The organism is Streptomyces sp. NPDC056224 (assembly GCF_042267665.1).
GTDB lineage: Bacteria > Actinomycetota > Actinomycetes > Streptomycetales > Streptomycetaceae > Streptomyces.
Window position 1 is genome coordinate 1 of record NZ_JBHJTK010000083.1, and the last position, 11987, is coordinate 11987.

Below are 11987 nucleotides of genomic sequence, written 5' to 3' on the forward strand. Positions count from 1 at the left end.
GCTCGGGGGGCTGGTTCATTTTTTTATAATCGAGGGGCCCCCCCCCGGCCTCCGGGGGGCGCCGCTCTTCGTCCGCGGTCCTGCGGGCGGGGTCAGCGGGCCCCGGCGCCGGACAGGACGTCCGCGGTCAGGCGCACCGGGAGCGCGCGGTGGCCGTTCATGATGAAGGTCGGCAGCGGCTGGAGCTCCTCGGCCGGGACGGCGAGGTTCAGGCCGGGGAACCGCTCGAAGAGGGTGGACAGTCCCACCGTCGCCACCAGGCGGGCGATGCCGGCGCCCAGGCAGTAGTGCGGGCCGAAACCGAAGGACAGGTGCTCCTTGTCGGTCCGGGTGATGTCGAACTCGCCGGCGCTGTCACCGTGCAGCTTCGGGTCGCGGCCGACACCGCTGTAGTTGACGAGGATCGGGTCGCCCTTGGGGATCGTCACCCCGTCCAGCTCAATGTCCTCGACGGCGTACCGCAGCGGCAGGTGGGCCAGCGGCGACTCGACACGCAGCGTCTCGTCGATCACGTCGTCCCACGAGGCCTCGCCCGACAGGACGAGGGCCAGCTGCCCGGGGTTGCTGAGCAGCGCGGTGATCGCGTTGTCGAAGAAGTTGATGGTGGTCTCGGAGCCGGCGCCGAGGATCGCGAAGATCGTGTCGCACAGCTCCGACTCCGACAGGCGCGTGCCGTCCTCGTCTCGGGCTGCGATCAGGTCGCTCGTGATGTCCTCACCCGGGTTGGCGCGCTTCTGCGCGACCAGCTCCTCCATGGCTCCGCGCCAGTTCGCGAGCACGGCCTGGGCCTGCTCGGGGGTGACGGTGGTGTCCACCATCATGTCGATGACCTTCGCGGTCGCGGCGCGCTGCTCCTCGCCCATGCCGATCAGCTCGGCCACGAGCATCGCGGGCAGCGGGTAGGCGAAACGCTCGCGCAGGTCGACGGTCTCGCCCGGCTCCACGGAGCCGAGGGCGTCCAGGAGGTGGTTGGTGAGGCCCACGATGAGCGGGCGGACGGCCTCGGTGCGGCGCGGGGTGAACGCCTTGCCGACCAGGCGGCGGAGCCGGATGTGGTCCTTGCCGTACGCGGTGACCATGTTGTCCATCGCGATCCAGCTGATCATCTCCCAGTCCGGACGGATCCGGCCCTCGATGAAGTCCGGCCAGTGGTTGCGTGCGCTCTTGGTGACCAGGGGGTCCGTCAGGACCCTGCGCACGGTCGCGTAGTCGTTGATCGACCAGGCCAGGACCCCGCCGGGGAGCTCCACCTGGACGGCGGGCCCCTGCGCGCGCAGCGCGGCGGCCTCGGTGTGGATGTCCTGACCGGTGGTGTCCAGGGTATGGGCGACGGGGCAGCGCTGCGTCATGGATTCTCCCGAGATGACATGGTCTGTGGATCGGTGGGCGCGGCAGCGGGGCCGCCGCTCTCCAGGACGACGTACGGATCGTCCATCTCGTACCAGCCCAGGCCCGGCGGGCAGCGGTCGTAGCCGAGCAGCCGCCGCACCTCCTCGGGGTAGGCCAGTACGGATTCCCTCGGCACGGCGAGGTACTGGTTCTCCTCCTGGCGCAGGTTGCCCAGGTCGATGGCGATGGTCAGGCCGGTGCGCGGGGTGTCCGTCGCGTTGCTGCCGCCCCCGTGGTAGACGCCGCCCAGCCAGATCAGGCCGGATCCGGCCCGCATCTCGGTCGGGTGGGCCTCTTCGGTGCGCGGGGCGCGCTCGTCGTCCCAGTGGTGGCTGCCCGGGATCACCATCGTGCCGCCGTTGTCGGCGGTGAAGTCGCTCATGGCCAGCATCAGCTGGACCCGGCTGGTGGGGCCGGGATGGCGCCGCAGGTGCAGGGCGTCGTCGCGGTGCAGCGGCTGCTTGCCCTGACCCTTGTGGATCTGGATGGCCTGCGTGCCGCTGATCTGCACCGTCGGGACCAGCTCGGTGCGCGACCGGCCGATCCACACGTGCACGGGCTGCTGCATGATTCTGCGTGCCGCACCGAGGAACAGGGGGTGCGTGACCACCGGGGTGAGCCGGGTGGTGCGGGCGAAGATCGAGGAGACCCGACGGGTGCGGGTGCCGTTGTACCAGTCGCCGCTGTAGTCGCGGGCCTCCAGGTCGGGCCCGAGGTCTTCCCACAGGCCCTTGAGGGTGTCGTCGTCGGCGAGGTCCTCGACGATCACCCCGCCGTCCCGCTCCAGGATCTCCACGACGTCGTCGAGAGCCGTGTCGGGCCCGACCCGCTGCAGAGCTGCCATCACCTGCTCACCTTCCCCACCTCGTTCGCGCGCCTCGTACCGCCGGTTCCTCAGTTCTGGGAAGCGGCGGCGCGGGCCTTGACGATGCGGATGAGGGACTCCAGGTTCGGGTCCTCCTCGAAGATGTCGCCGACCTCGATCTCGACGTCGAGCGCCTCCTCGATGCGCGAGACGATGCGGGTGGCCGAGATCGACTCGCCGCCCGCCTCGAAGAACGTCGCGTCCTTCTGGTCCTCGGACAGGTCCCCGAGAATCTCCGTCCAGATCGTTTCGAGCGTCTTCTCGACCGTGGCCACGTCGGTGCTCATGCGCACTTCTCCCTCTCCCGTTTTTCCTCAAGACGCCCACAGGGCGTGCCCCGGCAGCTTCACACCGGTCCCCGGGAGGGGGCATCTCCTGGATTGCGGGGCCCCTGCGGCTGCCTGACGGGCGGCGGTTGTCCGGGCACGGCGGCGGCCGACGCGCGTTCGTCGTCCCGCGCGGGCGGGCGGGGAGCACGTCCCGCGGCCCGGCCTGGCGCACGTCGGTGCCCGCGGGGATCCCGGCTTCGTGACGAAGCCGTCCTCGTCGGCGGTTGCGGCGTGCGGCCGTGCCCGTCGGCCGCGTGTGCCCGGCGGGGAGAGCCGCGGGCCGGGCAGGACAAACGGGGGGTGCCGGGGTGCGTGAGCACGTGGAGCCGGGTGGTGAGGGCCCCGGGGAAGGGGCGGCCGGACGGCGGAGGCGGTCACGCGGCGAGCGGGTTCCGCCGCAGCCGTCAGCCGATGGCGAGGCCCGCCGTGAACCAGCGCTCCACTTCGCGGATCCGCGCCTCGCAGTCGTCGCGGTCGGTGCCCGTGACGATGAAGGCCGCCAGGAAGTCACCGGAGTGCGAGGCGTCCTCCACCCGCTCTCCCACCTGGGCGAACGTCTGGTACTTGACCACTCCGGGCGGCATCTGCGCCGGGTCGGGCAGGGCGCGCAGGACCCCGGGGCGCTTGGTGAAGAGCAGCTGCCCGGCGATGCACGACGGGTCGCGGCGCGGTTCGCGTTCCACCGCGAGCCCCAGCTGGCGGCGTACCGGGTACTCCATCGGGTCGAAGCCGAACAGGGCGCGCTGGACGTCGCGGACGCCGGCCCCGCCGGCCCGCGAGGCGGCCTCGCACAGCAGCAGTTCGCCGTCGGGGGTGACGAACACCTCGATGTGGAAGGCGAAGTGCTCGGGTCCGCCGAAAGCGGCCAGCACCCTCTCGCCGAACTCCGACAGCCGGCGGGCCAGCGGGTCGGCGGTGTCGAGGGCGATGTCCACGCGGCCCTTGCGGTCCCGGAAGTCCGCGAGTGCGTAGGTGTACTGCGAGGGCCACAGGGTGGCGATCTCGCCGTCGAGCACCGTGCCGTCGACGTGGCACATCGCGCCGTCGACGTAGGCCTCCACGAGCCAGCCGGGCTCGCCCCGGTCGTCGGTGAGCTGCGCGGCGGCGATCCAGCCGGCCAGCTCCCGCTCGGTGCGCAGGATGGCCACGCCCACCGACAGTGCCCCGCGGCGGGGCTTGGCCACGACCGGCAGGCCATGGCCGGCGACGAAACGCGTCAGGTCGTCGGCTTCGCGCAGCAGGGCGTGCGCGGCGACCGGGATGCCCGCCGCCACGGCGGCCCGCTTCATCTCCCACTTGTCGCGGTAGACGACCGCGGAGTCCGGACGCTGTCCCCTCAGGTCGAACCTCTCCCGCAGGAGGGCCGCGCGCTCGATGTCGAACTCCTGGGTGGCGATGATGTCCGTCACCCCGAACTCACGGATCAGCTCGGCCGCCCGGTCGGCCACGTGCGGGCCGTGGTCGTAATCGGGCAGCGCTTCGGCGTGCAGGTATGGCGCCTCGGTCGGCAGTTCCTCGCCGTGCAGGGCCAGTTGCTCCGCCGAGCCGAGCAGGACGATCTTCGAGTCGTGTCCCTCCAGCCACCGGCCGTAGGGGTTGGCGCGCAGGGATCCGCGGTGCAGAACCAGGGTGGTGGTCATGAGGTGGTCCTCTCGTTCCAGATGCTCACGTACCGCTCCCCGGTGTCGGGCAGGATCGTGACGATGGTCTTTCCCGCGTACTCGGGCCGGCGGGCGAGCAGGCCGGCCGCGAAGGCGGCGGCCCCGGAGGAGAGGCCTGCGAAGAGCCCCTGCTCGCGCAGGAGCGCCCGGGCGGTGTCGAGGGCGTCGGAGTCCGGGCAGGTGAGCACCCGGTCGATGAGCGAGATGTCCGTGGTGGGCGAGATGAAGCCGCCGTTGAGCCCCGGGATGCGGTGGGCCCCGGCACTGCCGCCGGAGAGCAGCGCGGAGTTCTCCGGTTCGACCGCGACGATCTCCACGTGCGGATTGCGCTCGCGCAGGTAGCGGCCGGCACCGGTCAGGGTGCCGCCGGTGCCGACCCCGGCCACCAGTACGTCGACCCGGCCGCCGGTGTCGGCCCAGATCTCCGGTCCGGTGGTCTCGTAGTGGGCCCGGACGTTGTCGGGGTTCTCGTGCTGGCGCATGTACCAGGAGCCGGGGGTGGCGGCCTCGATCTCCTCGGCCTTGGCGATCGCGGCGGCGAAGCCCTCGGCGGCCGGGGTGTGCACCACTTCGGCGCCGAGTGCACCCAGCAGGCCGATCCGCTCGCTGGTCGCACTGTCCGGCAGGACGACGACGCAGCGGTAGCCGCGTACGGCGCTCAGCGCGGCCAGCGTGATGCCGGTGTTGCCCGAGGTGGCTTCGATCACCGTACCGCCGGGGACCAGGTCTCCGCGCTGTTCAGCAGCCCGGATCATGTAGAGGGCGGCCCGGTCCTTGGCGCTGGCGTACGGGTTGGCCGACTCCAGCTTGGCCAGCACCCGGACCGAGGGATCGGCGTCGGCGACGGCGACGCGCACCAGCGGGGTGTTCCCGATGAGTTCCTCGACGCCGGCGGCGATGCGGCTGTCTGCGGGGGCGGGCGCGGTGGTCACTGCGGGGCTCCTGTGCGGGGGTGCGGCGGCGGGTACGGGGGCGGGAAGGAGACGGTGAGCGGCGAGAACCGTGGCGGTCACCACGAGGCGGCCTGGGCGAGGAGGCGGACGGGACCGGGAAGGGCGGCGGGCTTGACCACCGAGCGCGGGGCGTAGACCCGGGCACCGGGGGCGATGTCCTCGGTGACGGTGGCCATGGCGCCGATCAGCGCCCGTTCCCCGACGGTGACCGGACCCAGCACCGTCGCGTTGGCTCCGAGGACCACCCCGTCGCCGATCGAGGGGTGACGGCGGCGCCCGGCGGGCAGCGCGTTGTCGCTCCACCAGCCGACGGCGCCCAGGGTGACCTGCTGAAAGATCGTCACGTCGTTGCCGACCCGGGCGGTCTGGCCGATCACGACGGACGCCCCGTGGTCGATGAAGACGCGGCGGCCGAGCACGGCGCCCGGGTGGATCTCGACGCCGGTGCGCCGGCGGGCGGCGCGGGACAGGAGCCGGGCGGCGGTGCGCAGGCCCCCTCGGTAGAGCCGGTGGGCCACGCGGTGGGTCCACAGCGCCGGCAGCGCGGGGTGGAGCAGGGCCTCCCAGAGGCTGTCGATGGAGGGGTCACGGGCGACGATGACCTCCAGGTCCTCGCGCATGGTGCTCAGCAGTCCGGGCTGTGCGTGCATGGTGGTCAGCTCCTCGGGTGCGCGACGGGTTCGACGGTCACCCGCGGGCTGCAGAAGGTGACGCTCTGGGACGGGGCGGCGGGCGGCAGCTGGTGGCGGATCGCGCCGCAGAGGGCGACGAGTTCCCGGACGGCGGCCACCGCTTCGCCGGGGGTGGCGGGGCCCGGGGCCAGGACCCACGGGCGGCCCTCGAAACGGTCGGCCGAGGCGGTTGCGGGCCCTGCGGTCCGCGGTGCCCCCGGCGGCCGGCCGGGGACGTAGCCGAACTGGTCGCAGCCCCGCAGCAGGATCTCCTGCCACATCGACTCGTCGATCCCGTCCACATCCGTGTACGCGCGGCCGAGGCCTCGGGCCTGCGCCTCGTAGAGCACATCGGGGGCGGTGGACGGCTCGGTGGCCACGACCACCACGTCGGCGGGCCGGCCGCCGGGGACGAGCAGGGTGCCGGCCCCGGCGCTCAGGGCCCGGTCCAGCGCCCGGGGGTCGGTGTCGGCGAGGGCGACGTCGACCCCGGCGCGGGTCAGGGCGAGCGCGATGGACGTTCCGGTCGGGCCGCAGCCGATCACGGTGACGCTGCGGAGGGGCGTGCTGGTCATGGGTCTCTCCTGGTGGGCTTCGGCCGATGGCTGCGGGCTGGTCCCCGGGGGCGGGAACCGGCGGTCGGTGCGGGACCCGGCGCGTGACCGGGAGCCCGGTCAGTCGCAGCACTGGTCCGCGAACTGGCCCGGGGTGCGGCCCTCACCGGCGGGGCCGCGGTAGGCCTGCGCGATGTCGAGCCAGCGGTCGGCCTCCTCGCCGGTGGCGGTCAGGGCGAGGTCGTCGCGGTGGCGGCGGCGGGTCACCAGGAGGCAGAAGTCGTGGACGGGACCGGTGATCTTCTGGGTGGCGTCCTCGGGCCCGAAGGTCCACACCTCGCCGGCCGGGGAGGTCAGTTCGAAGCGGAAGGGCTCGGCCGGCGGCGTCAGCTCGTGGGAGAGGTAGCCGAAGTCGCGGGTCAGGACGGCGAACTGGACCAGCGGGCGGAGCCGGTCGGTGGGCTCGCGGTGCACGCCGAGGGCGTCGGCGATGTCCTGTCCGTGGCCGAAGAGCTCCATGATTCCGGCGGAGGCGAGGACGTGCGGCGGCAGCGGGTTGACGAGCCACGGCACGACCGAGTTCTCGGGGACGGTGGCCAGGGCCTCGACCGAGGCGTCGCCCTCGCTGCGGAAGCGTGCGAGCAGTTCCTTGGGCGGGAAGCCGTTGAACTGCTGGAGGGCGGCGTTGACCGCGCCGTCGAAGTTCTGCGACGCCTTGGCCGCGATGCCCTTGAAGGTGTCCGGGTCGGCGGCCGCGGTCTTGGCCAGCCGGAAGATGAAGGTCAGGTGGGCGACCTGGTCGGCGATGCTCCAGCCGGGCGCCGGGGTCGGCTTGGCCCAGTCGGCCTCGTCGATGTCGCGGACGAGGTTCTCGACCTCGTCGATGTCGGCGGCCAGGACCTTCAGTACGTCGTTGAGCGACATGTCGTACTCACTTTCGTATGGGTTTTGTGAAGCAACTGAGTGGGCGTGCGCCGTGCAGAGTTTCTTGAAGCAACTCACCGGTCGGCCGGAAGACGCCCTCCGGTGGTCCGGACGTCTAGACGCGGGCCAGCTGGGGCTGGGGCAGGAGGGGCAGAACCCCCTTGCGGCCGCTCTTGTATCCGGTCGGAGCGGGGGCTCCGTAGGTCACCGCGACACCCCTGCGCTGGGCCGCGGCCACGATGCTGGGGACGGCGCGCTCGGCGACGGCCGCGATGGTCATGGCCGGGTTGACGGTCAAGGCTCCCGGGACCGCGGAGCCGTCGGTGACGAAGATGCCGGAGTGGCCGCGCAGTTCGTTGGTGTCGTCGAGAGCGGAGGTGTTGGGGTCGTCACCCATGCGGCAGGAGGCCAGCGGGTGCACGGTATAGGCGCCGACGAGGTCGTTGGTCCACGGCATCACCTTGGCGAGACCGTCCTTCTCCATGATCTCCTTCACCTCGGCGTCCGACTGGTTCCAGCCGTGCCAGGTGTTCTTCGTCGGCTGGTACGAGAGGTTGCCGCGGCCGAGCATCTGCTGGGAGATGCGGTGGGCGTTGCCGGTGGCCGGCGGCGGGCCGAAGACGCCCTCGTTGTCGTCCTCGGTCATCGAGAAGATCGTGAGCCAGGACTTCCAGTTCTTCAGGATCTCCTTCTTGTCCTTGCCGAACCAGGTCGGGCCGGTGGCGTCGGGTGCCTGGGCCAGGATCGTGCCGAGGCCCGGCGGGAAGTAGAGCTGCTCCAGCGAGTAGCGGGAGTACTCGGGCAGGGAGCCGTCGAGCTTGTCCCAGCTGGCCACGGTCGGACCCTTGCCGATCGCGTTGGCTCCGTAGGGGAGCTGGCCGTCGCCGCGGGACAGACCGAGGAGCTCGGCGACCTTGTCCTCGTTGAGGATGGCGGTGTTGAGGCGCTCGCCGTTGCCGGAGAAGTAGCGTCCGACGGCGTGCGGCATGCTGCCGAGGTGGGCCTCGCTGCGCTGGAGGATGACGGGGGTGGCTGCGGCGCCGGCCGCCATGACGACGATCTTCGCCTCGATCACGCCGGAGCCGTTCTGGAGGCGGTAGTCGACCTCGTCCACGATGTTGTAGTGGACCCGGTAGTCGCCCTCGGGGGTCCGCGCCAGGTACTGCACCTCGTGCAGCGGGCGGATCTGCGCGCCGTGGGCGATGGCTGCCGGAAGGTAGTTGACCGTGAGCGACTGCTTCGCCTCGAAGCGGCATCCGGCCATCATGAAGTTGCAGTTGGTGCACTTGGAGTTGTCGATCGCGACGGCGAGCGGGTTGGCGGTCCGTCCGGAGTGGTTGCACGCCGCTGCCCACAGGCCTCCTGCGTAGGAGACGTCGCTCCACTCCTGCTTGGTGACGGAGAGGGACTCCTCGATCCGGTCGTACCACGGGTCGAGGGTCTCGCGGCTCACCGCCTTCGGCCACATCCGGCGGCCGATGCTTCCCTTGCGGTCGAAGACGAACTTGGGGGCGCGGGGCATGGCCGCGAAGTAGACGACGCTGCCGCCTCCGACGCAATTGCCGCCCAGCACGCTCATCCCGTCGCCGACGACGAAGTCAAAGGCTCGTGTGTAGGAGGAGCCGAGTTTGTAGTCGTGCTCGAATTCCTTGCTTTCCAGCCAGGGGCCGCGCTCCAGCACCGTGACCTTCGCGCCGCCTGCGGCGAGGTGGTAGGCGGCGATGGCGCCACCGAAACCGCTGCCGATGACCAGGACATCCGTCTTCTCGATGGTGTTGCTCATGCTGGGCTCCCGGAGGGCGTCGTGTCGGGGTGCAGTGCGGCGAGCTGGCGGCCGTAGCCGAAGTCCTGGAAACGCCACAGTCCGTCGGCGTCGGGCTTGGTGATGCCCATGGCTTCCAGGCCCGGATGGCCGTCTTCGAGGGCCTGGGCGGTGTGCAGGTGCGCGGCCGAGTCGAAGGCCATGTTGCAGAAGAGGGAGAGCAGGACCCAGAAGTCCTTCTCCGGGTGCCCCGGAGTGGTCAGGGCGACGATCAGCCGCACCCGGTCCTCGTAGTCGAGGGCCACGAAGGGCGGCACCGTCTCGTCCAGGACCAGCTCCCGCTCCGAAGCGTAGGCCCGGGTGTGGTCGTTGACCAGGTTCGCCAAGTCCTCGAGGCCGTCGTGAACGCCGGTGGCGTCCCAGCGCAGCAGCTCCAGGGCGCCGGCGGCAACCGCTCCGCCGCCGGTGGACACCCCGGCCACGGCCCGGTCTCCGGGCCAGCGCTTCTCGCCGGGGACGATGGTGTCCGCGTAAGCCTCAAGCGTGAGAGCGGCGTCGGGTCCGATTTCGACCCTGCGCTCTGCTCTTTCCTCCACTGCCGGCATCTCGTCCTCCTTTGTTTCGGTCGGCATTTCTGCTGGCGTGAGATGAAGGTAGATCCACTGGGTCGTTTCAAACAACCAACCGAAGCCCGGTTCACCGAACAATGAGTTGCGTCATGAAACTAGGCAAAGTCGCGCCGTCGCCGTTCACCGGCACACAACAATAACGATCGTCCGGTTATTGTCCTTGGGACGTCCAGGTTTCGCGCAGTACCGGCCCCGCAGGGGAGCCGGAACGGCTTGCCACGGTGCGCACCTTGAGTTGAACGGGGGGAGAAGTTGGAAAGCACGGACAGAAGTCTGGAGCTGCCCACCAATCTCACCCACCGGGTCCGCATCGACGCACTGCAGTCTGCGGATTCCCCCCGGCTGTCCGGCGTGGACACGAGTCACGTGCAGCGGCTCGCCGAAATGCAGGTGTCCTTGCCCCCGATACTCGTCCACCGGCCCACGATGCGGATCATCGACGGTTCGCACCGGGTGGCCGCCGCCGTGCTGCGCGGTCTGGACAGCGTCGAGGTGCACTACTTCGACGGTCCCGAGACGGATTCCTTCCTGCGCGCGGTCTCCGCGAACGTCGCCCACGGGCTGCCCCTGTCCACGCCGGACCGCAAGGCGGCCGCGGAGCGCATCCTGCGCTCGCACGCCGACATGTCCGACCGGGCCGTGGCCACCCACACCGGGCTCGACGCGAAGACCGTCGCGGCCATCCGCCGCGGTTCAACCGAGGACGCCCGGCAGTCGAACACCCGTATCGGTGCCGACGGCAAGGCCCACCCCCTGGACCGCACGGCGGAGCGCATCCGCGCCGCCGAGCTGATGACCAGCCACCCCGACCTGCCCCTGCGGGCCATCGTCAAGGAGACCGGGCTGTCCCTCGGCACCGCTCACGACGTGCGCCAGCGGCTGCTGCGCGGCGAGGCTCCGATACCGGCGCCACGGCGTGGCGCCGGTGTGGGCGTCACCGAGCAGCGCGGCTCGCCCGCGCTCGCGGCGGCACACGTCCCGGACGCCGTGTCCGCCGCCGTGCCCGCCAGGAGGGCCGGCCCTGCGCCCGCGGGCGCAGGGCGGACCCGGACCTCGCTGGACATGCTGCGCGGGCTCACCAGTGACCCGTCCCTGCGGCACTCGGATTCGGGACGACAGTTCCTGCGCTGGCTCCACACCCACTTCGTCCTGGACGACGCCTGGCGCCAGCAGGTGGACTCCGTCCCCCCGCACTCCACGGCCACCGTTGCGGAGCTCGCACTGCAGTGCTCCCACGCGTGGCGCAGGTTCGCTGAAGAACTGGCCAGCCGCCGGCTGACGGACGTCGCCGGAGCCGGCACGGTTCGCCCCGCTCCGGAATCCCGGAAGTAACCGGGCATCGCATCGCCATTACTCAACGACAGGGAGAAACGGTGACCTCCACCGCCATTGAGAGCGCTGTCCACCGGGTGATCGACGATATGCACGTCAACCTCGGTCAGGATTTGACGATCGACGACATGGCGCGTACCGCTATGTTCAGCAAATTCCATTTCACCCGCGTATTCCGGGATGTGACCGGAACGTCGCCGGGGCGCTTTCTGTCGGCTTTGCGGCTTCAGGAGGCGAAGCGCCTCCTGGTCGACACCAAATTCAGCGTCGCGGACATCAGCAGCCAGGTGGGATACAGCAGCGTGGGCACATTCAGCTCGCGTTTCAAGTCCTGTGTCGGCGTCTCGCCGAGCATGTACCGGGAATTGGGCGGGTACACCCCGGCCATCGAGACCGACCCGGCGGGCAAGGACGTCAGCACGCGCAGCACCCTGCGCGGGCGGATCGTCTTCCCCGAGGACCGCGACCCCGGCTACTGCTTCCTCGGCCTCTTCGCCACCCCCGTCCCGCAGGGCCAGCCCATCCGCTGCTCCGTGCTGGACGGCCCCGGCTCCTTCGAGCTGCGCGACATCCCCGCCGGCACGTGGTACCTGCTCGTGCACTCGGTCCCGTACAGCTACGAGAACCAGCCGTCGGGCACCGGTGACAAGGACACCGTCTCCGTGGGCCGATACGGTCCGGTCACCGCGCACGCCGACACCCTGCTCCTGCCCGCCGAGGTCACCCTGCGTCCGATGGACGCCCTGGAGCCCCCGGTGCTGATGGCCCTGCTCGACCTGCGCCTCAACGCCCTGGAGCGCAAGGCCGCCGCCGGCTGACGGACGGGCGTTCCCCCGCGAATCCGCGAATCCGCGAATCCGTAGATCCACGCAGACACGAAGACACGAAGAAGGGGCCGGCCGCGGTGGTCACCGCGGC

General features: G+C 71.0%; 12 protein-coding genes. 2 read left to right on the plus strand and 10 right to left on the minus strand.

Annotated elements, in window-relative coordinates:
• Positions 1–92: 92 nt before the first annotated feature.
• The 10 genes from ACFCZ1_RS37860 to ACFCZ1_RS37905 form a co-directional block, all read right to left on the minus strand.
• Positions 93–1349, minus strand: coding sequence for a cytochrome P450 (locus ACFCZ1_RS37860; protein ID WP_376682819.1), 1257 nt, complete (start codon positions 1347–1349; stop codon positions 93–95).
• Positions 1346–2233, minus strand: a complete 888-nt coding sequence (locus ACFCZ1_RS37865; protein ID WP_376682820.1) for a phytanoyl-CoA dioxygenase family protein — start codon at positions 2231–2233, stop codon at positions 1346–1348. The genes ACFCZ1_RS37860 and ACFCZ1_RS37865 overlap by 4 nt, the downstream gene beginning before the upstream one ends.
• A gap of 50 nt (positions 2234–2283) precedes the next feature.
• The gene (locus tag ACFCZ1_RS37870) at positions 2284–2541 is read right to left on the minus strand and encodes a phosphopantetheine-binding protein (RefSeq protein WP_376682821.1); all 258 of its coding nucleotides are present in this window, start codon (positions 2539–2541) and stop codon (positions 2284–2286) included.
• 446 nt (positions 2542–2987) lie between these two features.
• Positions 2988–4223, minus strand: coding sequence for an ATP-grasp domain-containing protein (locus ACFCZ1_RS37875; protein WP_376682822.1), 1236 nt, complete (start codon positions 4221–4223; stop codon positions 2988–2990).
• Positions 4220–5176, minus strand: coding sequence for a cysteine synthase A (gene cysK, locus ACFCZ1_RS37880; protein ID WP_376682823.1), 957 nt, complete (start codon positions 5174–5176; stop codon positions 4220–4222). The genes ACFCZ1_RS37875 and cysK overlap by 4 nt, the downstream gene beginning before the upstream one ends.
• Positions 5177–5253: 77 nt before the next feature.
• On the minus strand, positions 5254–5847 hold the full coding sequence (epsC, locus tag ACFCZ1_RS37885; protein WP_376682824.1) for a serine O-acetyltransferase EpsC: 594 nt from the start codon (positions 5845–5847) through the stop codon (positions 5254–5256).
• Between the two features lie 5 nt (positions 5848–5852).
• The gene (locus ACFCZ1_RS37890; RefSeq protein ID WP_376682825.1) at positions 5853–6443 is read right to left on the minus strand and encodes a prephenate dehydrogenase/arogenate dehydrogenase family protein; all 591 of its coding nucleotides are present in this window, start codon (positions 6441–6443) and stop codon (positions 5853–5855) included.
• A 99-nt stretch (positions 6444–6542) separates the two neighbouring features.
• Positions 6543–7346, minus strand: a complete 804-nt coding sequence (locus ACFCZ1_RS37895; RefSeq protein ID WP_376682826.1) for a TIGR03084 family metal-binding protein — start codon at positions 7344–7346, stop codon at positions 6543–6545.
• A gap of 115 nt (positions 7347–7461) precedes the next feature.
• Positions 7462–9129, minus strand: coding sequence for an FAD-dependent oxidoreductase (locus ACFCZ1_RS37900; protein ID WP_376682827.1), 1668 nt, complete (start codon positions 9127–9129; stop codon positions 7462–7464).
• Complete coding sequence (locus ACFCZ1_RS37905) at positions 9126–9713, minus strand: DUF5987 family protein (RefSeq protein ID WP_376682828.1); 588 nt, start codon at positions 9711–9713, stop codon at positions 9126–9128. The genes ACFCZ1_RS37900 and ACFCZ1_RS37905 overlap by 4 nt, the downstream gene beginning before the upstream one ends.
• A gap of 276 nt (positions 9714–9989) precedes the next feature.
• Here ACFCZ1_RS37905 and ACFCZ1_RS37910 point away from each other — a divergent pair, with 276 nt between their 5' ends.
• On the plus strand, positions 9990–11069 hold the full coding sequence (locus ACFCZ1_RS37910; RefSeq protein ID WP_376682829.1) for a ParB/RepB/Spo0J family partition protein: 1080 nt from the start codon (positions 9990–9992) through the stop codon (positions 11067–11069).
• Positions 11070–11110: 41 nt separating this feature from the next.
• Positions 11111–11887, plus strand: coding sequence for a helix-turn-helix domain-containing protein (locus ACFCZ1_RS37915; RefSeq protein ID WP_376682830.1), 777 nt, complete (start codon positions 11111–11113; stop codon positions 11885–11887).
• Positions 11888–11987 lie beyond the last annotated feature (100 nt).